We start from the raw sequence: 24029 nt of genomic DNA, 5'->3' as shown, positions 1-24029 counted from the left end.
CTCTATACGGGACGGGTGGTGGGATGTGCCATCGCGACGAGCACCTCTCGGGCTCCGTCGTAGGGCAATCGGCTGTGCGCCGTGCCGAGGTTGTCGACGAGCATCACGTCGCCCGGTCGCCACGGCTCGGCGAAGGTGATGGAGTCGTACACCTTGTTGATCGCCGCGACGACGTCCTCGGTCACCTCGGCGCCGCCGCCGAAGCTCGTGTTGAACGGCAGCCCTTCCGGGCCGTAGACGTCGATCAGGTACTCGCGTACCTCGGGCGCCATCGTCCACTGGTTGAGGAAGGCGATCTGGTTGAACCAGAGCCGCCGGCCGTCGGCCGGATGGTGCAGCACCGCTGAACGGCGCTGGCGGGTGCGCAGTTCCTGGCCGCGCCACTCGGTGGAGATGTCGTTGGCCGCGCAGTACCTCTCGACCTCGGAGCGGTCGGTGGTGCCGAATGCCTCCGCCCACGGGACACCGATGTCCTCGTTGTAGCTGCGCGTGAGCAGCCATCCCTCCCGTTCGAAGCGCTCGACGAGGTCAGAGGGCAGCTCTCGCAGGACACGACCGGCGTCGGCCAGGGCGGTGGCCCCGCCTGTGGCGGGGGCACTGAGACAGGCGAAGGCCATCGTGGCCGGGAACTCGACCGCGTAGCTCAGCTCGTGGTGCATGCACATCGGCTGGTTGGGCGGCCATTTGGAGGACGAGTAGATACGGTCGTCGTACGTCCAGCGGGGCGCGAACGCCTCGCGTTCGGGCATCAGGTCGTCTCCCAGCACCCTGAGTACCGCGGTCGCGCCGGCGGCGTCGGTCAGTCCCAGACCACGCACCAGTACCGCACCGTGCGCGGCGACGACTCGGTACAGCGCTTCGCGGTGCTGGGCGGCCCAGACCGCCGGGTCCGACGCGTCGGCGACGGTGACGACGGCCGGACGGCCTTCGTCACGGCGCCCGTCGAGTCCGGCGAAGAGGTCCGTGTCGATCGGTGGCACTTTCACACTCGCTCTCGTTGGTGCGTGTCGTGGACAGCCCGCACGACGGCCGCGGTCTGCGCCGGCCTGGTGCGGAAGAAGTGGTGACCGCCCTCAGGCAGCTCACGGACCTGCACGGACCGGGCGAAGCCGCGCCAGGCGTGAAGCTCGCTCTCGTGGCCCTCGGTGGCGGAGTCGTCGGCGGCGGTGACGAGGGTCAACGGGGCCTCGATGAGCGTGACCGGCGGGTTCTCCGCGGAGTCGGCGAAGAAGGTGTTCGCTTCCATGACGTCGTGCCGGTACGCCTCGCCGACCAGCGCCGCCCGGGTCGTGTCCGTCCCGGCGAAGTCGGCGTAGCCGCCGTCGCCACTGAGCCGCGCCGCGACCTCCAGGGGCGTGAGCGCCTTAAGCTCGGCACTGGACCTCCGCCGCGCCTCGGGGGTACCGACGAGCTGGCCACCGATCAGGACGGCCCGCAGGTCGTGACCCGCCTGTTCGAGAAGGCGCGCGGTCACCACGGCCGGCGCGGCCCCGGATGAATGTCCCCACAACAGGATCGGGCCGGCGGCAAGTCGGCCGATCTCACTCGCCGCGTTCTTGGCGACCTGCTCCAAGGAGAGGAAGGGCTCGGGCTCGACTGTGAGGTCGTGTCCCGGCAGTTCCACTCCGTAGACGGCCAGCCCGCTGTCCGCCAGTTCACCGGCCAGAGGACGGAAGTTGACGGCATTGCCGCCCGCGTAGGGGAAGCAGACGAGAGTGCCGGTCGGGGAGGGAGGCAGGAAGAGGGGGCTCAACACGCCCGTTGCGGCAACTGCCTCTTGCGGCCGGGCGGTCCCGTCGATGAACGCGGCCAGGTCACTCAGGCGCGGGTACCGGGTGAGGTCTCTCAGCGACACGGCTCGATCGAGCTTCACGACGAGGCGTACGGCGGAGAGGGAGGTGCCACCCGAGGCGAAGAAGTGGCTGTCCCGGCCGACCTGTCCGGGTGCCACGCCGAGCACCGCCGCCCAGGCGGTGGCGATACGGCGTTCCGTCCCAGTGGCCGGCGGCTGCGGACCGTCCTGGTCCGCTTCGGCGAGCTCTGCCAGCCTCTTCTTGTCGATCTTGCTGTTGGCGGTGAGGGGCAGGGCGTCCAGGCGCTGGAAACGGTGCGGCACCATGTACGCCGGCAGCGCCGCCACCAGCCACGATCGCAACTCCGCGGTGGGTACGTCGGCGGGAGCGGCGTAGAACGCCACCAGACTCTCGCCGACGACGACCACGGCGGTGTCACGGACGCCGGCGACACCGAGCAGCCGGTTCTCGATCTCCCCGAGCTCGATACGGAAGCCGCGCACTTTCACCTGTGCGTCTCGGCGCCCCAGGAACTCCAGTTTGCCGTCGGGACTCCAGCGGCCGAAGTCGCCGGAGCGGTACAGGCGCTCCCCCGGACGGTGCGGGTCGGTGCCGTACGCGGCCGCGGTCCGCTCCGGATCGTTGACGTAGCCACGCCCGACGCACATCCCGGCGAACACGATCTCGCCGGGCGAGCCGAGCGGCACCGGTTCGAGATCGGGGCCGACCACGTAGACCCTCACGTTGGCGACGGCCGGCCCGAGGGGGACACGGTCGCCGCCCGGAGGCTCGGTCATGACCTCGTGGTTGGTGTCGTCCGAGGTCTCGGTGAGCCCGTACGCGTTGACGAGGACGGTGCCGGGGAAGGCCGCGAACCAGCGCTCGACCAGCTCCTTCTTGAGCGCTTCGCCGGTGGCCGAGACGCAGCGCACCCGGCCCAGCCCGCCGCCACGCTCCTCCAGGTGCGACAGCACCACCTCCAGATAGGAGGGGACCAGCTGGGCCACGTCCGCGCCGCGGACCACCTCCACGAACCTCTCCACGTCGAGGATCGCGTCCTGCGGCACGATCAGCGTCGTGCCGCCCACCAGCAGGGGCGCGACCAGCTGCCAGAGCGAGATGTCGAAGCACTGCGGTGCGATCTGGGCGACGACGGTGTCCTCGCCCACTCCGAGGTCGTCGGTCTTGGCGTAGAGGTGGTTGAGCATTCCCTTGTGCTCGCACATCACCCCCTTGGGCTTCCCTGTGGAGCCGGAGGTGAAGTAGATGTAGGCCAGACGGTCGGGGCCAATGTCCACACCCAGGTCCGTCGGGTCGGCCCCTTCGCTCCTGTCGACGCGGAGCGAAGTGACGGACGGACGCGAGCGCAGCGCCTCGTCGAGGGCGCTGGTGCTGCCCGGTTCGGTGAGGACGAGCGTGCATCCGGCCCGGTCGAGGGTGGTGCCGATGCGGTCGGCCGGGAAGTGGGGCTCGATGGGTACGTAGACGCCGCCTGCCTTGAACACGGCCAGGACGCGGGCCAGCCAGCCCGGGTTGCGTTCGGTCACCACGGCGACGGGGTCCTCGGCCCGCAGACCGTTGGCGAGGAGGGTCCGGCCGATCCGGTTCGCGCGGGCGTTCAGCTCGGCATACGTGAGCCGCTCCTCCCCCATGATCACGGCGGTCTTCTCGGGACTCAGGCGCACCCGCTCCTCGAACAGCTCGTGGAAGCGGCGGTCGGGCAGTTCTCGCGCCGGACCGGCCATGTCGACGAGCTGTCGGCGTCGTTCTCCGGCGGAGAGCAGGGTGCGGCCCTCGTGCGGGGCGTCCGGTTCGCCGGCGATGCGGTCGAGGGCCGTGCGGTGATACCCGGCGACTCTGGTCGCGTGATCGGCGTCGAATTCCTCGGTGCGGTAGGTCAGCACCAGCGCGCCATCAGCGACGCACACCCCGAAGACCACGCCGTCGGGCAACTCCCCCGGCGGGCCCCCGGTCGTCGTCTCGAAGCCGTGGCCGGGCACGACGGCCGCCTCGCGGACGCGGTCCACCAGGCCGCTCCAGGTGGTGTGGGCCACGGGCACGCGGTGGGGGGCGGGGCCGAAGGCCACCTCGTCCTCTCCGCTGAGAGTCGCCAGGACCTTGGCATGTGCGGCGGCCAGTTCTGTCGCCGTTGGTTCGGATTCCAACGGAATGCGAACGGTCGCCGTTCCCGGGGCCGTACCGATTTTCGTCTGCCACCGCGGAACGGCGGTATGACCGGACCTCATAAGAGGGCTCCTCCACTTGGGGAGTGGGAAAAGGTATTCGGGAGAGCTTCCCTCCCGTTGTCGATCCCGTTATCGATCACATTCAGCGACGTCGATAGCGGGATACTGCCAGCGGAACCGCGAGGCACATGAGGCCCACGCTCCACAGCGCGGTGCCGAGGACCGGCTCGGCGATCGCCCCTCCGCCGAGCAGGTTGCGGCACGCGTCCGTGACCAAGGTCGTCGGATTGGCTTCGGCGAAGGCCCGCAGCCACCCCGGCATCGTGCTGGTCGGGACCAGCATGGAACTGCCGAACTGGAACGGGATCATCCACAGGAACCCCACGGACTGCACGGTGTTGGGACTCCGCATGGAGAGACCGATGAAGGCCGAGACCCAGGCCAGCGCGGTGCCGTACAGCAGTGTGAGCAGGACGGCGGCCACCGCGAACAGGAAGTTGGTCTCCACCCGGAATCCGATGGCGACCGCGAAGGCGAGCATGACCACTTGCCCCATCAGGAGCTTGCTCATGTCCGCGACGATACGGCCGGCCAGAACCGCCACCCGGGAGATGGGCATGGACCGGAACCGGTCCATCACACCGTTGGTGAAGTCGACCGCGAGCATGTACCCGGTCGACCGGGAGGCGAACATCAGCGTCTGCACCATGATCCCCGGCAGAAGGAACTGCCGGTAGTCGCCGGGACGGTCCCCCCAGATGGCACCGCCGAAGACGTACAGGAAGATCAAGGTGAAGACCATCGGCATGACAACGGAATCGAGAAGCTGTCCGGGGTCGCCCCGCAGCTGAAGCAGATTGCGCCTGGCGATGGCGAGGGACTGTCTGGTGATGTCCCTCGGTCCGTTCTGAGCGGCCCCGGCGAGACCGGGAGTTCTGACGTCCGGCGTGGCGTCGGTGGTCGAGGTCACTCAGCACTCCTGGTCAGTTCGATGAACGCCTCGTCGAGACTGGCGACCTGCGTGTCCATGGCCAGCACGTCCACCGCGGAGGCGGCGATGGCCCGTACGGCGCGCGTCAGTTCGTCCGGCTCCCCGAGGGGCAGCCGGACCACGCCCGCCTCTTGGTCGATGCGGCCGAGCAGACCTTCCAGGGCCAGACTTCCCGCGACCGCTGCCAGGTCCTGCGGGTCCACGAGCCGTATCTGAAGCGTCCGGCCGCCCACCCGGGCCCGGAGTTCCGCGGCCGTGCCGGCTGCGATCACTCTCCCCCTGTCCACCACGACCACCGAGTCGGCGAGCGCCTCGGCTTCTTCCATGTACTGCGTGGTGAGCAGGACGGTGCTGCCCGCGAGGGCGCGCGCTCTCACCATCGCCCACAACTCGTTCCGGCTGTGCGGGTCAAGACCGGTGGTCGGCTCGTCGAGGCAGATGAGCCTTGGGTGGCCCATGAGTGACGCCGCGAGATCGAGGCGTCGGCGCATCCCGCCGGAGTACTCGCGGACGAGCTTGCCCCCCACTTCACCGAGGCGGAACCGCTCCAGCATCCCGTCGGCCTGCGCCCGTGCCCGACGGGCGGGCACGCCCAGGAGGCGGGCGATGAGATACAGGTTCTCCCTTCCGGAGATCTCCACGTCGACTGAGGCGAACTGCCCGGTCAGAGCGATGCAGCGCCGGACCTCGTGAGGCTCTTCCACCACATCGTGTCCGAAGATCCGGGCTCGCCCGGCATCAGGTCGCAGCAGGGTCGACAGGACGCGTACGGCGGTGGTCTTACCTGCTCCGTTGGGGCCGAGCAGGCCGAGAATCCGTCCGGCGGGCACCGCGAAGCTGACTCCGTCGAGGGCCCGGTGGGCGCCGAAACGCTTCACCAGCCCCTCGACTTCGATGGCCGGGGTCATGGCGCTAACGCACGTCCATCTCGGTGGCCAGACTGCGCGGGCGCATATCGGTCCAGTGACTCTCGATATACGCGAGGCAGGCGTCGCGGGTGTCGGACTGATGGGCGGTCAGCCAGCCGGCCGGCACGTCGATGAAGGCAGGCCAGAGGGAGTACTGGCCCTCGTCGTTGACCAGCACCACGTAGGTGCCGTCCGCGTCCTCGAACGGATTGGTCATACTCGTTCTCCTTCGGATGGGGGGTCGAGCACTGCGGCGAGTGCGCCGACCGTCGGGTGTTCGTAGAGGTGGTGCACCGACAGCCGGGCGGTCAACGCACTGTTGATGCGGTTCACCAGTTGCGCGGCGCGCAGAGAACTGCCGCCGAGGTCGAAGAAGCGGTCATCACGGCCGACCTCGCCACCGAGCACGTCGCTCCAGAGTCCCGCCAGAGCCCGTTCCAGGTCGGTGGCCGGCGCCACGAAACGCCGGCCGCCGCGTTCGAGCGCCGCGACCGCGACGGCGAGCAGCTGGTCTCGATCGGCGGGCAGCTTCTCGACGCGCAGACAGCGCATGGGGTGGTCGAGCTCTCTGGCCACCCGTGCCACGGCCGCCCGGACCTCGGCCTCGGGCGCCGTCCCGGTGTAGGCGACGATCACTTCCGCGGTGTGCATGCTCTCCGGGGCAAGGGCGCGAGCGATGTGCTCGTTGCGGCCGTCGAGGCCGACCAGCACGGTGGGCCGGTCCTGTTTCAGTACGGCCAGCAGCGAGGCGAGCCCTTCGTCGGGGTCGAGCGTGCGGAAGCCACGTGCCGCGGCCGCGGCAGCCGGGGCTCCCCGGTTCATGCCCAGCTCCCTCCAGGTGCTCCAGGCCAGGCAGCGCACGGGCCGGCCGCGCTCGCGTCCCCAGTGATCAGCGAATCCGTGCAGGAAGCTGTTGGCCGACGAGTACGCCGCGAAGGAACTTCCACCGAACTCGCCGTTCACCGACGAGAAGAGCACGAGGGGAGTGCCGGGCCGGTCCTCCAGCAGTTCGGCGAGTGCCAGAGTGCCGGCGACCTTGGCCCGGTAGGCGTCGACGAATGCCTGCGGGGACTCCCTGATGATCTGGTGGCGCTCCAGTTGTGCCCACTGGTGGGAGACGTCGGCGCCGGCCAGGTGCATCACACCGTCGAGTGGTGCTCCCCAGTGCGCCTCCGCCTCACGCACCGCGGACCGCAGCGCGACCGGGTCGGCCACGTCGAGCGCGTGGTAAGTCACCTCGCCCAAGGCACTCAGGTCGTTGAGGCGCTCCGCGCGCTCACCGCGGTCGGCGCGGCCCCGGCCGATCAGGAGCAACTTCGCGCTGTGGGCGGCCAGGAGATACTCCGCGACGGGGTGGGCGACGCCCCCGAGGCCACCGGTGATCAGGTAGCGCCCACCGGTGACGAACGCGTCACCGCCCCGGTCGTCCAGCGCGATCGTTCGCAGCCGGGGCACCAAACGGCGCGTGCCTCGGTGGGCGACGAGGTCGTCGGCATCGGGGCAGGCGAGTTCCGTGACGATGGCGGCGGCTCTGTCCGCGGGGTCGGCCACGTCCAGTTGACGGACGGACGGCAGCGCTCGCTCGACCGCGGCCGTCCGTACGAGGCCGGGGAGGCTCGCCGCGGCGAGGGTGAGCGTATCGCCCTCCGCCGTCCACAGACCGCCGCTCGTGACGACCAGGAGCGGGGGCACACTGTCGCGTGCCGCAAGCCCCTGGAGCAGCCGCAGCACGTCGAGTGCCACCTGCTGGGCGTCGGTTCCCTCCGCCAGATGGACGACGGCACCGGTCGGTCCGGCCGGCGGGAGACTGCCGGCCGGGAGGACGGCGAGCTCGGGGACGCCAGGGGTGGAGGCGAGTTCCTCCGCGAGGGCTTCGGAGACCAGCCACGGTCCGGGGGGCAGCGCACCGCTTTCGGCTGGGCTGTCGATCCAGGTGCGCTCGAAATACCATGGTGCGTCCGCCTCGTCGCACCACTCGGCGTACCTGCCGTCGTCGAGGTCGGCGATGAGCTGGGCACGCTGGATCTTGCCGCTTCCTGTCTTGGGGAAGTCGTCCCGCTCCACCGGGATCACCAGATCGGGCTGGAGACCCAACGCCTCGGCCACCCGCGCCTTGATGGCGGCGATCGTGTCGTGGACCGAGGTCCGGTCGTCCGAAGTCGGGACGAAGAAGATCACCAGTTTGTCGGTGCTGTCTCCCGCGCCGGACCAGCCGCAAGCGGCTACGTAGGTGACTTCGGTGCCCTCTGCCTGCTCCGCGATGGACTCCACGTCGTAGCTCAGGATGTTGGCGCCCTGAACGATGATGAGGTCCTTTTCCCGGCCGGTGATGGTGAGCCGGCCCTCGTGCAGGAAGGCGAGGTCCCCCGTGCGGAACCAGCCGTCGGAGGTGAACGCCTCGCTGTTCGCCTGCTCGTTGCGGAAGTAGCCGTCCATGATCGTCGGCCCCGTGACCTGGAGCCGTCCCACATGGTCCTCGGGCAGGAGGGCGCCATCCGCGTCGACGATGCGCAGCCTCACGCCCGGAATCGGCGGTCCGACCTCGGTGAACGTGACGGCATCGGCTTCGGTGGACCACCTCAGCGCCCCACCGAGGGATGCCTTGTTCACCCGCAGTCGGCCTACGTGCGGGTTCCCGGCGTGCAGCGTCGAGTACGCCACCCCCGAGCTGGTCTCCGACATCCCCCAGCACGGACGCATCGCGTCGGCCGGCAGCCCGTGGGCTGTCAGAAGTTCGATGAACACATCCGCGGTCCGGCTGACGACGGCCTCGCCCGCGTTGCACAAGTGCCTCAGTGTCGACAGGTCCCATGAGCGTCCGGACATCGCGGTCATGCGCTCGTTGACGAGTGCGAAGGCGAAGTTCGGGGCCCAGGTGTTGGTGACGCCGTATCGGTCGATCCAGTCGAGCCAGCGCGTCGGCTCTGCCAGGAAGGCGTCGATGGTCGCGTTGATGTGCCGGCAACGCAGCACCACGTCCCGGACGTTGTACATGACGATGCCGCCGACGTGATCGAGGGGCATCCAGTTGAGTGCGACCTCGTCCGCGTCGAAACCGTTCGCGGCAGCGGTGGCCCGGGTGCGGGCCAGGATGCTGCGGCTGGCGTGGCGGACCACCTTCGGCACGCCGGTGCTGCCGGAGGTGAGCAGGTGCACGGCCGGGCTGTCCGGTGTCGCCGGGAACCAGTCCGTGCTCTGTGGGCCGTCGTTCAGCTCCTCGAACACGGCCATGCGCAGATCGTCGGTATCCCACAGAGCGGACAGCCTGGCCACCGCCGGGGCGAGGGAGGCGTCGGTGAGGACGAGCGGCCGGTCCAGAAGCTCCCAGGCGTTGCGGAGCTTGGTGGTCACGGCGTTCTCGCGGTCGTAACCGGGTGCGGCGCCCACCGGTGTTGGCAGGTAGCCGCCCAGGACGCAGGCCCAGAAAGCCGAGACGAAGGCACGGTTGTCGTTGAACTGGAACAGCACGGCGTCACCGGGGTTGATGCCGGTGGTGCGCAGACCCGTGAGCAGCCGCTGGGCCTCCGCGAGCAACTCGGGGTAACTCTGGAAGTACTCGCCGTCGCCCGTCAGGTAGACGGTCCCCTGATCCGGGGCGAGTGCGGCGGCGAGCCGGAGGGCCTCCTGCAGGGTGGCCGGGAACTCGGGGTCCGCCGGCAGCTCGCCGCCGTACGCGACGGCCGGCGCTCCGCCTGTCGGGGCCGGGGCGTCCGGGGTGCGGGGCGCGGCGGAACGCACCCGGTCGAGCCGGGCCTCCCGGCGCATCAGCGGTACCGCCTCGCGGACCCCCGGGACGGATTCTGCTGCCGCCCGCAGGAGGTTCTCGGCCTCGTGCCTGGGTGTCGTCATCGGTTCCGCTCCCCCTGACCGGCGTGCGCGGGCTCACGGCCCAGCAGCGTGCCGCTGAGGGTCGCGGTGAGCTCGGCGGCGGAGTCGTTGAGATAGAAGTGGCCGCCGTGGAAGACCTCGGCCGAGAACGGGCCGGTGGTCTGCGACCTCCACGCCCGGAGGGCGCTGAGGGGCACGCGCGGGTCAGTGTCCCCGCCGAGCGCGGTGATCGGTACGGAAAGCGGCTCGCTGGGGCGATGCCGGTGGTTCTCCCAGAGGGTGAAGTCGGCGCGCAAGGTCGGCAGCAGCAGATTCATCAGGGCGGGGTCGGTGAACACTCCGTCCGACGTGCCCTCCAGGTCCCGCAACGCCGCGGTGAACTCGTCGTCGGACAGTCGGTGCAGCTCCGGCGCGACCTCGCCCGCGCCCGGGGCCGCCTGCCCGGACAGGAACAGATGTCCGGGCTGGGTGCCCCGCTTGCGCAGCGCCCTGGCCAGTTCGAACGCCAGCAGCGCACCACCGCTGTGGCCGAAGAACGCGTACGGGCCCTGAAGGTAAGGCCGCAGGGCCACCGCGACCGCACGGACAGCGACATCCACTGAGGCGGGACGCGGCTCGCCGACGCGGTCCTCGCGACCGGGCAGTTGCACGGCCACGACTTCGACTTCGGACGGGAAAAGCGCCGGCCATCCGGCGAATGCGCTCGCTCCGGCTCCCGCGTGCGGAAAGCAGAAGAGACGGAGCTTCCGGTTCGCCCGTCCGGCACGACGAATGTAGGGAGTTTCTGCGATGAGCCTGTCAGACATGACCGAGCCGCCTCAGAATCTGCGGGACAACAGGAATACCCAGCACGGTAATGGGCACTCTTATCGGTCCTCTATTACAGATTTTTCCGGGGCGCATTCAAGGGGCGTCCTAAGACGCATGGCTATCTCGCGCAGTACGTCCGGCTCCAGCAAGCCGTCGTGATCACAGTCGAACGAGGTAACAGCCAGCTTTCCGTCCACATAGGGGCTCCAATGTGCCGCCAGCTTCGCGGCCCCCTCCTCGCCGCCCGAGGTGAACAGGGCGACCTCGCCCTTGAAGGTGGTGGGACGGTGGGCGGTGACCACCATGATGGTGTTGATCATCACGTCGAAGAGCCGCTCGTCGGCCGCACCGCCGAGGATCTCCCCCACCAGGCCGAGACCCCGCGCCCGCTGCTCCGCCTCGTCACCGCGGTCATGCGGGTCTCCGCCCGCGTCGTCGCTCAGCCGGGCGAGCACGTCGGCCGCGGTGAGCAGCCGGTGCTCCTCCACCGGGCCTTCCTGGCCGGGGTCCCCTGGTCTGGCGTCCATGATGGCCAGCAGAGCCACCTCCTCGCCCTGCTCCTGCAAGGCGGTGGCGATGGCATGCGCGAGGTTGCCTCCGGTCGAGTACCCCAGCAGGTGATACGGGCCGCGCGGCTGCACTGCCCGTATCTGCTCGACGGCCTCGAGGGCCCATACGGCCAGCGAGTCGGGCAGTGGTCCCGGGCCGTCGAGGCCCCACGCCTGCAGACCGTGAAGTCCCACGTCCTCGGGGAGCCCGCGCAGGAGCCCGGCGTAGCACCAGCTCAGGCCGAGTGACGGCGGGGCGCAGAACAGGGCGGGGCGATCGCCACCACGGCGCAGCACCACCATGGGTCCAGTGTCGTCGGCACGATCGATCCGCTCGGCGAGGAGGCCGGGAGTGGGCGCCTCGAAGAGAGTGCGCACGTCGACCTCGGCCTCAAGCGCGCCGCTGATCCGGGTGACGAGACGCATCGCGAGCAGCGAGTGGCCACCGGCGTCGAAGAAGTTGGCGTCGACCCCGAACCGGGGCAGTTCGAGCGCTTCCGCGAAGAGGCCGCAGAGCAGTTCCTCGCGCAGGCTGCGCGGGTCGCGCCCGCTCGTCACCGCCGTGACTTCCGGCACGGGCAACGCCTTGCGGTCCAGCTTGTTGTTGGGACTCAGCGGTAGGCGCTCGAGCACCACCACCACGCCCGGCACCATGTGCGACGGCAGCACCTCGGCGAGCCGGCCGCGCAGCTCCCGGGGATCAGGCCGTGCGCCGGCCTCCGGGACGGCGTAGCCGACGAGCCGGTCGCCATGGACGGCCGCGGCGGCGTGGCTCACCTCGGGCTGCTCGGCGAGCGCGGCCTCGATCTCACCGAGTTCGATGCGCAGGCCGCGCAGCTTCACCTGCGTGTCCGACCGGCCCACGAACACCAGATGACCGTCACGGTCCCAGCGGACGACATCACCGGTGCGGTACATCCGGCCTCCGGACGCGAACGGGTTCGCGACGAACCGCTCGGCGGTCAGGGTGGGCCGGCGCAGGTAGCCGCGGGCCAGACCGGGCCCGGTCGTGTACAGCTCCCCCGCCACACCCGGCGGGACGGGCCGGAGGTACCGGTCGAGCACGTACACCCCGGCGTTGGCGATGGGCCTGCCGATCGGGACCGGCTGCCGGCCCGGCGAGTCGTGCACCCAGGACGCCACGTCCACGGTGGCCTCAGTCGGACCGTAGGCGTTGACGAGTCTGCGGCCCTCGGCCCAGTACGCGATCGCGTCCGCCGGGGGGACGTCGCCGCCGGTGATGATCGTCCGCAGGGCGGGCAGCGCTGTGCGCGGCAGGCCGGACAGCACGGCCGGCGTGAGGTGCGCGTGGGTGATACGGCGATCGGCCAGGAACTCGGCGAGTTCTTCGCCCGCCAGGGCGCCCGGCGGGATCACCAGGCAGGAGCCGGTGAGCAGGGCGAGGCACAGCTCGGAGACGCTCGCGTCGAAGCTCGGGGAGATCAGCTGTGCGACGCGGTTGCCGGGCCCGGCCCCGTAGCGCTCCGCCTGGTTGGCGCACAGCCCCGCGATGCCGTGGTGCGACACCACGACGCCCTTGGGCCGGCCCGTCGACCCGGAGGTGTAAATGACGTACGCGGCGTCCTTGAGGTGCCGGGGGACCACCGGTTCCTCGTCGGGAAGCGCGACGGGAACCGGGAAGGAGCCGGGTGTGAGCTCGCACACCGGGCGGGCGTCATCGAGCATGAACGCGACGCGCTCGGCCGGGTAGTCCGGGTCGACCGGCAGGTAGGCGGCTCCGGCCTTCAACGTCGCCAGGACGGCGACCACCAGATCGGCCGAACGGGGCAGCCTCAGCGCGACGATCTCACCGGGCAGGGCCCCCCGCTCACGCAACAGGTGCGCGAGCCGGTTCGCGCGGAGGTCCAGCTCGGCGTAGCTGAGCGTCTCGGCGCCGTCCTGTACGGCGGGATGGTCCGGGAAGGCGGCCACCTGCCGGGCGAAGAGCTCCGTCCAGGTGAGCGGGGGCACCGCGCGAGCGGTGTCGTTCCACTCCTCCAGGACCAGCTTGCCCAGGCCGGGGCCCAGGACGTCGAGACGCTCCAACGGTGTGTCGGGCTCGGCCACGGCCGCGGCGAGCAGCCGGACCAGGGAGTCCGCCAGGCCGCGAGCGGTTTCCGGGTCGAACAGGTCGGCGGCGTACCGCACGATCCCGTCAAGCCCCGAGGTCTCGTCCTCCTCCAGGACGAAGGCCAGATCCACCTTCGCGGACTCGGTGTCGACCTGCTCCCCGGCGACGACCAGACCCGGGAGCTGGGGCTCTGAGACTTCGAGGTTCTGCAGGGTGAGCATCACCTGGAACAGAGGATGGTGGGCCGGTGAGCGCGTCGGGTTCAGCGCCTCGACGAGCCGCTCGAAGGGGACGTCCTGGTGGGTGAACGCGGCCAGGTCGGTCTCCCGTACCCGGTCGAGAAGCTCGTGCAGGGACGGGCTGCCCGAGACATCGGTGCGCAGGACGACCGTGTTGACGAAGAAGCCGACCAGATCGCGGGTGGCCTCCTCGTCGCGCCCGGCGATCGCGCAGCCCAGCGGGATGTCCGAGCCGCTCCCGTACCGGGACAGCAGGGCGGCGACGGCTGCCTGCACCACCATGAACACGCTCACGTGCCGCCGGCGGGCCAGGTCGACGACGGCGCGGTACAGGCCGGGCCCGATCGTCAGCGGCACCGATCCACCGCGGTGGCTGAGAACGGCGGGCCGGGGGCGGTCGAGGGGGAGGTCTAGCAGGTCGGGGGCGCCCGCGAGGGTGTCGCGCCAGAACGCGGTCTGGCGCGCCAGCACGCTGTCCGGGTCGCTCTCCTCTCCGAGGACCTCCTGCTGCCAGAGAGCGTAGTCGGCGTACTGCACCGGAAGCGGTGTCCAGCGCGGAGTACGCCCGGCGCGGCGTGCCCCGTAGGCAGTGGCCAGATCGCGCAGCAGCGGCCCCGTCGACCAGCCGTCGCTGACGATGTGATGGACGAGCAGGAGCAGGACGTGGTCTCCCTCGCTCCGGGTGAAGAGCCAGCAGCGGATGGGCAGCTCGCGGTCGAGCTCGAACGCGTACCCGGCAGCTGCGGCGACGTCGTCGCCCGGCGCTTCCACCAGAACGGGTTCCGCGGTCACGATCCGCTGGTACGGCACGCCCCCTTCGTCCCCGAAGACAGTGCGCAGGCTCTCATGCCGGTCCACCACGTCGGCGAGGGCAGCTCGCAGCGCGGACCGGTCGACCCGACCGGTGAGCCGCAGCGCCAGCGGGACGTTGTACGTGGGCGACGGGCCCTCGAAGCGGTACATGAACCACAGACGGCGCTGGGCAGCCGACAGGGGCACCCGCTCGGGCCTCGGTCGCGGGGTCAGCGGGGGCCGGGACCGGTCGACGGCCGGTGCCGACTCGGCGATCCGCGCGGCGAAACCGGCGACACTGGGTGCCTCGAAGAGAGTCCGGATGCCGACGTCGACGCCGAGTTCGTCCCGGACGCGGGCGACGACCCGGGCGGCGAGCAGCGAGTGCCCGCCGAGATCGAAGAAGACGTCGTCGATGCCGACCGAGGGCACGCCCAGGCTCTCGGCGAAGATCGCGCACAGGGCTTCCTCCCGGGCGTCCCGGGGGCCCTGGGCGGACGTGATCGTCGCCTCGGGTTCCGGCAAGGCCTCCCGGTCCAGCTTCCCGTTAGCGGTGAAGGGCAGTTGCTCCATCGCCACGTACGCGGACGGCGCCATGTACTCGGGAAGCCGTTCGGCGACGTACGTCCTCACCGCCGCCAGATCTGTCCCGGCCGGCGTCACGTACGCCACCAGGCGTTTGTCCCCCGGCCTGTCCTCACGCAGCACGACAGCCGCGTGCGACACGTCCGGGTGCTTGCCGACGGCCGTCTCGACCTCACCCAGCTCGATCCGGAAACCCCGCAGCTTCACCTGATGGTCGACACGGGCGACGAACTCCAGTTCGCCGTGGCGGTTCCACCGGCCGAGGTCCCCGGAGCGATACATGCGTGCCCCCGGGGGGCCGTACGGGTCCGCGACGAACCTGGCCGCGGTGAGGCCGGGCCGGTTGAGGTAGCCGCGGGTGACCAGATGGCCGGCGATGTAGAGCTCGCCCGTCACCCCGGCCGGCAGCGGCCGCAGTTCCGCGTCGAGCACGTACATCCGGGTGTTCCAGACCGGGCGGCCGATGGTGATGACACCACTGGGGACGGCGTCGCCGGGGGCGATGCGGAACTCGGTGCAGCCCACGGTCGTCTCCGTGGGCCCGTACTCGTTGACGACGGTCACGCCGGGGTGCCGGCGGCGCCATTCGTCGAGCAGTTCGCCCATCAGCGACTCCCCTCCGAGTACGAGTTGCTCGGCGGGGGAGAACGCCTCTGGGAGGTTCAGCAGCAGCGAGAGGTGGCTCGGGGTGGCCTTGACGAAGGCGGGACGCGTGCCAGGGGCGTCGCCGTTCAGGTCGACGAGGTCCACGGTGCCACCCGCGGTCAGGGGCGCGAAGACACCGGTGACGGTGAGGTCGAAGGAGATCGGCGAATGCACGAGTGCGCCGCGCTCCACGGAGTCGTAGGCGTCCCGGGCCCACGACAGGTACGAGTTGAGCGAGCGGTGCTCGACCACGACGCCCTTCGGCAGGCCGGTGGAGCCAGAGGTGAAGATCACGTACGCGGCGGCGCTGTCCGGCACGAACCCGGGCAGAGGTCCCTCCCGTTCCGTGTGCGCGGGAAGGTCCGCGTCCAGGTGGAGACGTGGACGTGTGCCGGGGAGGCCGGCCGCACTGGTGGTCAGCACGAGCACCGGATCCACGTCGTCGAGCACGAAGGCGAGCCGGTCCGCGGGGTGCTCCGGGTCCAGCGGCAGGTAGGCCGCCCCGGCCCGGAACACGGCGAGCACCGCCACCACCAGATCGACGGACTTCGGCAGGGCGATGGCCACGAACGTCTCCGGTCCTGCGCCCCGTGCGACCAGGATTTCAGCCAGTCGTTCGACGCGGTCCGCCAGTTCGCGGTACGTGACGCGGTCGTCGCCGCACACCACGGCGGTGGCCCCGGGGGTCCGGGCCGCCTGGGCGGTGAACAACTCCGGCACCGTCGTGCGGGGCACGTCGTGCCCCGGGTCGTTCCAGCCGACCAGAACGCTGTGGCGTTCTTCCTCCGACAGGATCGGCAGGTCACCGACCGGGAGGCCGGGGTCGGCCGCGGCCGCGGTGAGCAGACGGACCAGACGGTCGGCCATCGCCTGCACGGTCTCGGCGTCGAACAGGTCCGTCGCGTACTGGATCGCACCCCGCAGACCGTCCGGACGGCCGTCCTCGGTGTGCTCCTCAGCGAGGAAGAAGGACAGGTCGAGCTTGGCGGTGTCCGCGCCGATTTGCTCGCGGACCACGTCGAGGCCGGCCATGTCGAAGTCCCCGCCCGCCGTGTTGGCGAACGTCAGCATCACCTGGAACAGCGGGTGGTGGGCGAGGGACCTGGCCGGGTTGACCACCTCGACCAGCCGCTCGAACGGCACGTCCTGGTGCGAGTACGCGGCCAGGTCGGCGGTGCGGACACGGCGCAGCAACTCGGCGAAGGACGGGTCGCCGGAGACATCGGTACGCAGCACCAGGGTGTTGACGAAGAAACCGACGAGATCGTCCAGCGTCTCGTCCGTACGGCCGGCGATCGCCGTGCCCAAGGTGATGTCGGTGCCCGCTCCCATTCGGGTCAGCAGGGTCGCGATGCCGGCCTGGACCACCATGAAAACGCTCGCCTGTTGGGCCCTGGCCAGCGCCACGAGCAACGCGTGGGTGCCGGCGGGCAGGTTCAGCTCCACGACACCACCACCGTTACCCACGACCGCCGGACGCGGGCGGTCGGTGGGCAGTTCGAGCAGTTCCGGGGAACCGGCCAGCGCAGTTCGCCAGTAGGCGAGTTGCTGGGCGATCAGGCTTTCGGGGTTCTCCTCTCCGGCGAGAAGTTCGTGCTGCCACAGGGCGAAGTCCGCGTATTGCACACGCAGGGCCGGCCACGTGGGACTCTCACCGGCGCGGCGGGCCGCGTAGGCGGTGGCGAGGTCGCTCGCGAGCGGGGCGGCGGACCAGCCGTCGCCGGCGATGTGGTGCATGAGCAGGAGCAGGGTGTGCTCGTCGGGGCCGGACTCGAAGAGCGTGACGCGCAGCGGGGCTTCCCGTTCGAGGCGGAAGGCGTATCCGGCCGCCGCGTCGAGGGCCTGCGGGGAGAAGGGTTCCACTCTCAGCTCGACCTCGGGAGGCAGGACGTGCTGGTAGGGCGAGCCCGCGAAGTCGGGGAAGGTGGTCCGCAGGGCCTCGTGCCGTTCGACGACGTCGGTGAGCGCGGCCCGCAGCGCGGAACGGTCCAGCCGGCCGGTCAGGCGCAGCACGATCGGCAGGTTGTAGGTGGCGGCAGGACCCTCCAGCCGGTACAGGAACCAGAGACGTCGCTGCGCGTACGACAGTGGCGGGTGGTCGGGGCGTGAGCCGACGAGGATCGGCGGACGGGCACCGGCCGCCGTGTCGAGGCGGAGAGCGATCCCGGCTGGGGTCGGTGCCTCGAACAGCGCCCGGACCGGCAGCTCGACGGCGAACGTGGTGCGAATACGGCTGACCAGCCGAGTAGCGAGCAGCGAGTGCCCGCCCAGTGCGAAGAAGTCGTCGTCGACACCGGCCCGCCGCAGTCCGAGCACCTCTGCGAACAGCCCGCAGAGGATTTCCTGCTGTGGCGTCGCCGCGTCCCTCGCCGCCGGATCGGCGGCGAACTCGGGGGCGGGCAGTGCCGCGGTGTCGAGCTTGCCGCTGGGGGTCAGCGGCAGGGCGTCGAGAAGCACGATCGCGCCGGGTACGAGCACCTCGGGCAGTCTCGCGGCGAGGTGCTCCCGCACCGTGCGGATCAGGTCGTCACCGATCCGGTCGTCACGGGGAACGACGTAGGCGACGAGACGCTCGTCCAGCGCGGTGACGGCGGCCTGCCCCACCTCCGGCAGTTCAGCCGCCGTGGCCCGGATCTCGTCGAGCTCGATCCGGACCCCCCGCACCTTGACCTGGCGGTCGGCGCGGCCGGCGAACTGGAGCGAGCCGTCGGTGTTCCATCGCCCCAGGTCGCCGGAGCGGTACATCCGCGCCCCTGCCGGGCCGAACGGATTGGCCACGAAGCGCTCCGCGCTCAGGCCCGGCCGGTTCAGATAGCCGTGCGCGAGTTGGGCGCCCGCGAGGTAGAGCTCGCCCACGACACCGGGCGGAACCGGTCGCAGCGCCGCGTCGAGTACGTAGACGCGGGTGTTCCACACGGGGAAGCCGATGGGCGCGTTGCCCTGGTCCCACTCCTGGCCACCGTCCCAGGCCGTGACGTCGACGGTGGCCTCGGTCGGGCCGTACAGGTGGTGGAGGGGAACGTCGAGCATGTCGCGGAAGCTCTGCCACAGGTCCGCCGGCAGGGCCTCGCCGCCGCAGAAGACACGGCGCAGGCTGGTGCAGTCGGCGAGCTGCGGTGTCTGCACGAACGCCGCGAGCATGGCGGGGATGAAGTGGGCCGTGGTCACGCGTTCGGTCCGGATCAGCTCGGCAAGGTACTCGGGATCGCGGTGCCCGTCCGGCTTGGCGAGCACTATCGCGGCCCCCCGCAGCAGCGGCCAGAAGAGCTCCCACACCGACACGTCGAAACTGGTGGCGGTCTTCTGGAGCACTCGGTCGTCGGCCGACAGAGCGTAAGCACGCTGCATGCCGTCGAGCCGGTTGAGGGCCGCGGTGTGCGGGATGACGACCCCCTTGGGACGGCCGGTCGACCCGGAGGTGTACATGACGTACACCGGGTGGAAGGGGCGCAGCGGACGGAGCCGGTCGGCATCTGTGAGCGGTGTGTCCTCGTACCCCGTGATGTCCGTACCGGCCAGGTACGGGCCGTCCAGCACACAGATCGGAGTGGCGTCGGCGAGCATGTGGGCGATGCGCTCGGCCGGGTACCCGGCGTCCACGGGAAGGTACGCCGCGCCCGTCTTCACGATCGCGAGCAGTCCGACCAGGAGGTCCACCGAGCGGGGCAGGGCGAGTGCCACGAGTTCGCCCGGCCCCGCCCCCCTGCCGATGAGGTGGCGTGCCAGCCGGTTGGCACGTGCGTGCAGTTCCCCGTACGTGAACTCCTCGCCCTCCAGGACCAGGGCCACCCGGCCGGGGGTACGGGCCGCCTGGACTTCGAGCAGCTCGGGCAGGACGGTGGCGGGCAGTTCGAGATCTGTGGCGTTCCACGTCTCGACGACCTGTTCCCGCTCGGCGGGCAGGGTCACCTCGATGCGGCCGACGGGAAGGTCGGGGTCGGTGGCGACTGTTTCGAGGACCTGGAGGAACCGGGCCGCGATGGCGCTGCCCTGCTCCCTGTCGAACTGTTCGGGACGGATGTCGAGCCGGACGACGAGCCGGTCTCCCGCGATGCCGGTGATGAGGCTGAGCGGGTAGTGGGTCGCGCCGCCACCGTCCATGTCGGCGATCCTGAGCGTGGCCTCCGGTCCCTTCCCGGCCTCGTCGAAGGGGTAGTTCTCGAAGACGAGGATCGAGTCGAAGAGCTCCCCCAGGCCAGCCGCCCGCTGGATCTCGGCGAGGCTGACGTGATGGTGGTCGAGCAGGTCGCCCTGCCGGCGCTGCAGGGCGCCAACGGCCTCGGCGAACGGTACGGCGGGGTCCAGCCCGACGCGTACCGGGATGGTGTTGATGAACGAGCCGATCATGTCCTCGACGCCGGGCAGGTCCGCCGGGCGGCCGGAGACCGTGGCGCCGAAGACGACATCGCTGCGGCCGGTGAGCTGCCCGAGCACCATCGCCCAGGCGCCCTGTACCAGATTGTTCACGGTCAGGCCCCGCTCGGCCGCCACCCGGACCAGTCGGCTCGTGGTCTGCGGCGGCAGTTCGGCGGCGATCCGCTCGGGCAGCACCGTGCCCGCGGGGGCTCCGGGGGCCACCGTGGTCGGCCCGTCGAGGCCGGCGAGCGCCGTCCGCCACGCCTCGACGCCGGCATCCGCGTCCTGCCGGGCGAGCCAGCCCAGGTATTCCCGGTACGGGGTGACCCGAGGCAGGCCGTCGGTGCCGCCCCCCGCCTCGTAGACCGCGAAGAGCTCGTCGACCAGCAGGGGAGCCGACCAGCCGTCGAGCAGGATGTGGTGGTTGGTCACCACCAGCCGATGGTCTCGCGGACCGAGGTGGACCAGAGCGAACCGGATCAGCGGCGGCCGGCCGAGGTCGAACCGGGTGGCCCGTTCGGTCGTCAGGAACACGTCCAGCTCCTCGGCCCGGAGGGTCGACTCGGACCACCCGGGCTTCACGTCCCGGGGGATGATCTGCATCGGCCGGCCGTTGGCCCGCAGCCGGAAACCCGCCCGGAGGTTGGCGTGCCGGCGCAGGACGGCTTCCGCACTGCGGCGCAGCAGGGCTCCGTCCACCTCACCGGACAGCTCCAGCACGAGCTGGGTGTTGTAGACGTCCACCGCCTCGTCGTCGTAGAGGGAGTGGAAGAGCAGCCCCTCCTGCAACGGTGTCAGGGGCAGTACGTCCTCGAGCCGTGAGCGCTTCATTACCAATCCCCCAGTTCAGCCTCAAGGCTGTCGATCTCGCTTTGTGACAGGTCGTCGCTCAGGTCTGACGGCGTCAGTCCGACCGCGTCCGGCCGCTCGTCCGCGAGGGCCGTGAGCGCGTCGAACCACCCCTGGGCCAGCCCCCGTACCTCGGACTCCGCAAGCAGTCCGGAGGCCCAGGCCCAGGTGGCGACGAGGCGCGGACGGCCCTCGTGGCTCTCGGTGACCGCGGTGATCTCGATCGCGTGTGTCATCGCCATCTCGGGGGACCTCGGCGCGGGGGTCGGCCCGTCGACGGTCTGCCAGTCATCCGCGTCATCGCCGTCGGTGTAGCGGCCCAGGTAGTTGAAACCGATCTGCGGCGAGACGTCCAGACCGGTCTCATCTGTCAGGTGACGCAGGATGCCGTACCCGACACCGTTGTCCGGGAACGCTCGCAACTGCTCCTTGACCGCCTTGAGCCGGTCGATGGGCAGGCGGCCCTCCGGAGTGAGCCTGACGGGGTAGAGGCTGGTGAACCAGCCGACCGTCCGTGAGGTGTCCACCCCGTCGACGATGTGTTCCCGGCCGTGGCCTTCGAGGTCCACGAGGACCGGTCCGGCTCCGCGGTGCCCGACGACCGCCGTCGCCAGCCCGCACAGCAGTGCGTCCGTGATGCTGCCGTTGACGCTCGCCGGCACCCTGGTGAGCAGCGCCTCGGTGACGTCCGGTTCCAGGGTGAGCTCGATCTCCCTGCTGGTGGCGGCGGTGTCGATCGCCGGGTCCAGCCGACGGGTGCCCAGGAGCGGCTCCGGGGTAGCGGCGATCTCCCGCCACACCGGGAGCTCGGCCCGCCGGTCCGCCGCGTGCAAGTGTCCGGACCAGGTCCGGTACGACGTGGCGACGGGAGCGAGCGCCGGGGCCCGGCCCGCGGATGCCGCCTCGTACGCGGCGGCGAGATCGGGCAGCAGAATCTGCCACGACACCGCGTCGACGATCAGGTGGTGCAGGACGATCAACAGCGTGCCCGGCGTGTCGGGTCCGGCGTCGAACCAGACGAAGCGTGCGACCTCACCCGTCGCCGGGGCCAGTTCCCGGCGGGCCGCCTCCGCGGCTCGATCGTCGTCCGGCTCGGCCCGCCTGACCGGGACCGGTACGGTTCCGCGCTCGCGCACCTCGTACGTCCCGTCCGGGTGGTGGCGCAGGCGCAGGAGGTCGTGGTGGTCGGTCAGGGCTTGAACGGCTTGGTCCAGTGCCTGTTCGTCGAGGCCGGCCGGGACGCGTACGGTCATCGACTGGTTGAAACCGTCGGTGGCCTCGTACCGCTCCAGCCAGCGCATGATCGGCGTGGGCCGGAAGGTGCCCGTGCCCGCGTCCCGGTCCTCCGCCGCCGCCGGAACCGCTGTGGCCGCCTGAGCCAGAAGGGCCGGGGTGCGCTCCTTGAAGATGTCGCGGGCCGAGACCAGCAGCCCGCCCGCGCGGGCCCGGCTGACCACCTGGATCGACATGATGCTGTCGCCCCCGAAGTCGAAGAAGTCCGCGTCGGGGCTGACGGCGGGCAGGTCGAGGACGTCGGCGAAGATCTCGCAGAGCAGTTCCTCGCGTGCGTCGGCGGGACGGCGGCCAGTGCCGGCGGAGGTGGGCCCCTGCGGTGCGGGGAGCGCCGCCCGGTCGACCTTGCCGTTCGGCATCAGCGGGATGTTGTCGAGAACGACGAGGGCAGAGGGGAGCATGTGACCCGGCAGCCCGCTCGCGATGCGCGCCCTGACGGTCACCGGGTCCGCGTCGCCAACGTAGTAGGCGACCAGGCGCCGGTCGCCCGGACGGTCCTCGCGGACCAGGGCGGTCGCCCGGCTCGCGCCGGGCACCGCGTTGAGGGCGCTCTCCACCTCGCCGAGCTCGATGCGGAATCCCCGCAGCTTCACCTGGGAGTCGGCCCGGCCCAGATAGGACAGTTCCCCCTCGTCCGTCCACCGGACCAGATCCCCGGTGCGGTACATCCGGGTCCCCGCCGGGCCGAAGGGATCAGGAAGGAACCGTTCGGCCGTGAGTGAGGGGCGCCCGAGATAGCCGCGGGCCAGGCCCGCGCCGGCCACGTACAGCTCACCGGCGACACCGGGGGCCACCGGGCGCAGGGCCCCGTCCAGCACGTACACCCGTGTCCCCACGATGGGACGGCCGATCGGCGGTACCGACCCGCCCGACAACGGCGCGCTCATCGTGGCGCACACGGTCGTCTCTGTCGGGCCGTACGCGTTGATCATGCGGTGTTCCGCCGTCCAGCGGGCCACCAGCTCCGGCGGGCACGCCTCGCCCGCCACGACGACCGTCGCACCGGCCGGCAGGGCACCCTCAGGCAGCACCGCCAACGCCGTCGGTGGCAAGGTCACATGCGTCACGGCCCGTTCGGCGCACAGCGCAGCCAGGTCGGGTCCCGGCATCAGCCGCTCCGCCGGCGCCACCACCAGAGTCGCCCCGGACAGCAGCCCCATCACGATCTCCCAGGCCGTCGCGTCGAAGCTCAGCGCGGCGAACTGAAGTACCCGGCTGCCCGGCCCCACCCCGAACGCGTCCTGCTGTGCCCGGGCCAGGGAAGCGATACCACGGTGCGGTACGACCACCCCCTTGGGACGTCCCGTCGACCCCGACGTGTAGATGACATAGGCCGGGTGCTCGGGGTCGAGGCGCACCTCGGGGGGCAGCTCACCGGTGAGTTCCAGATCGTCGACCAGCACCGCCGGTACTGCGGGGTCGCCCAGCCCCGGCAGCGTGGCGCTGTCGGTCACCAGCAGCACCGGCCGGGAGTCCGACAGCATGTACGCCACCCGCTCCGCCGGATAACCCGGGTCCACCGGCACATACGCACCACCGGCCCTGAGCACCGCCAGCAGGGACACCACCAGATCCACCGACCGCGGCAAGGCCACGGCCACCACGGACTCCGGCCCCACACCACACGAGGCAAGGTGACCGGCGAACGCGTCCACCCGCGCCGCCAGCTCACCGTACGACAACCCGGCACCCTCGAACTCCAGCGCCGGCGCCGAGGGATTTGCCGCCACCCGGGCAGCGAACAACTCAGGGAACGACTTCCACTCCTCCACCACCCCCGCCCCGGCAGCCCACTCCTCCAGCACACGACCGTGCTCGGCGGCCGACAGCACCCCGACCGCGGAGACCGGGCCGTCCACCTCCGCGAGCAGCCCCTCCAGCACCCGAACGAAACGCTCGGCCAGGCCCCGCGCGGTCGTCTCGTCGAACAGGTCCGACGAGTACTGGATCTCTCCGCTGAGCCCTTCGGAGCTTTCCTCCATGTGGAAGGTCAAGTCGAACTTGGCCACGTCGAGGTCGGCGCTCTCGACGCTGGCGTGGAGTCCGGGCAGGTCGAGTGTCGCCTCGGTGTTGTTGTCGAAGACGACCATCACCTGGAACAACGGATGATGCGCCATAGACCGCTGCGGGCTCAA

The 24029-nt window shown here is 70.8% G+C and carries 9 protein-coding genes; all 9 read right to left on the bottom strand.

All coding sequences use genetic code 11. From position 1 onward, the window contains the following. Positions 1-2 precede the first annotated feature (2 nt). Entirely contained in the window at positions 3-980 is a 978-nt protein-coding gene (locus tag ACFYMP_RS26120; protein WP_388862181.1) for a TauD/TfdA family dioxygenase, read from the bottom strand. A 2-nt stretch (positions 981-982) separates the two neighbouring features. Then, on the bottom strand, positions 983-3958 hold the full coding sequence (locus ACFYMP_RS26115; protein ID WP_388862049.1) for an amino acid adenylation domain-containing protein: 2976 nt from the start codon (positions 3956-3958) through the stop codon (positions 983-985). Between the two features lie 163 nt (positions 3959-4121). Then, positions 4122-4949 (bottom strand): ABC transporter permease, encoded by an 828-nt coding sequence (locus ACFYMP_RS26110; RefSeq protein ID WP_388862047.1) that lies wholly within the window; start codon positions 4947-4949, stop codon positions 4122-4124. Beyond that, positions 4946-5878, bottom strand: a complete 933-nt coding sequence (locus tag ACFYMP_RS26105; protein ID WP_388862045.1) for an ATP-binding cassette domain-containing protein — start codon at positions 5876-5878, stop codon at positions 4946-4948. The genes ACFYMP_RS26110 and ACFYMP_RS26105 overlap by 4 nt, the downstream gene beginning before the upstream one ends. 4 nt (positions 5879-5882) lie before the next feature. Beyond that, on the bottom strand, positions 5883-6095 hold the full coding sequence (locus tag ACFYMP_RS26100) for an MbtH family protein (protein WP_388862043.1): 213 nt from the start codon (positions 6093-6095) through the stop codon (positions 5883-5885). Then, positions 6092-9727 carry an SDR family NAD(P)-dependent oxidoreductase gene (locus ACFYMP_RS26095; protein WP_388862041.1) on the bottom strand — a complete coding sequence of 1212 codons (3636 nt, stop codon included), beginning with the start codon at positions 9725-9727 and terminating at the stop codon, positions 6092-6094. Before ACFYMP_RS26095 ends, ACFYMP_RS26100 begins: the two co-directional genes overlap by 4 nt. Continuing rightward, positions 9724-10512 carry a thioesterase II family protein gene (locus tag ACFYMP_RS26090; RefSeq protein WP_388862039.1) on the bottom strand — a complete coding sequence of 263 codons (789 nt, stop codon included), beginning with the start codon at positions 10510-10512 and terminating at the stop codon, positions 9724-9726. Before ACFYMP_RS26090 ends, ACFYMP_RS26095 begins: the two co-directional genes overlap by 4 nt. 60 nt (positions 10513-10572) lie before the next feature. Continuing rightward, on the bottom strand, positions 10573-20583 hold the full coding sequence (locus ACFYMP_RS26085) for an amino acid adenylation domain-containing protein (protein ID WP_388862037.1): 10011 nt from the start codon (positions 20581-20583) through the stop codon (positions 10573-10575). Beyond that, positions 20583-24011 carry an amino acid adenylation domain-containing protein gene (locus tag ACFYMP_RS26080; RefSeq protein ID WP_388862035.1) on the bottom strand — a complete coding sequence of 1143 codons (3429 nt, stop codon included), beginning with the start codon at positions 24009-24011 and terminating at the stop codon, positions 20583-20585. Before ACFYMP_RS26080 ends, ACFYMP_RS26085 begins: the two co-directional genes overlap by 1 nt. Positions 24012-24029 lie beyond the last annotated feature (18 nt).

This window comes from Streptomyces sp. NPDC007088 (assembly GCF_042869355.1).
Taxonomy (GTDB): domain Bacteria; phylum Actinomycetota; class Actinomycetes; order Streptomycetales; family Streptomycetaceae; genus Streptomyces.
The sequence above is the reverse complement of the archived record's forward strand: the minus strand, read 5'-3'. Positions and strand labels throughout refer to the sequence as shown.

What these genes read in the sequence shown, in the direction of transcription:
- ACFYMP_RS26090 (WP_388862039.1), bottom strand. Translation starts at nt 10,512, where the DNA reads ATGTCTGACAGGCTCATCGCAGAAACTCCCTACATTCGTCGTGCCGGA.
- ACFYMP_RS26095 (WP_388862041.1), bottom strand. Translation starts at nt 9,727, where the DNA reads ATGACGACACCCAGGCACGAGGCCGAGAACCTCCTGCGGGCGGCAGCA.
- ACFYMP_RS26105 (WP_388862045.1), bottom strand. Translation starts at nt 5,878, where the DNA reads ATGACCCCGGCCATCGAAGTCGAGGGGCTGGTGAAGCGTTTCGGCGCC.
- ACFYMP_RS26100 (WP_388862043.1), bottom strand. Translation starts at nt 6,095, where the DNA reads ATGACCAATCCGTTCGAGGACGCGGACGGCACCTACGTGGTGCTGGTC.
- ACFYMP_RS26080 (WP_388862035.1), bottom strand. Translation starts at nt 24,011, where the DNA reads ATGGCGCATCATCCGTTGTTCCAGGTGATGGTCGTCTTCGACAACAAC.
- ACFYMP_RS26085 (WP_388862037.1), bottom strand. Translation starts at nt 20,583, where the DNA reads ATGAAGCGCTCACGGCTCGAGGACGTACTGCCCCTGACACCGTTGCAG.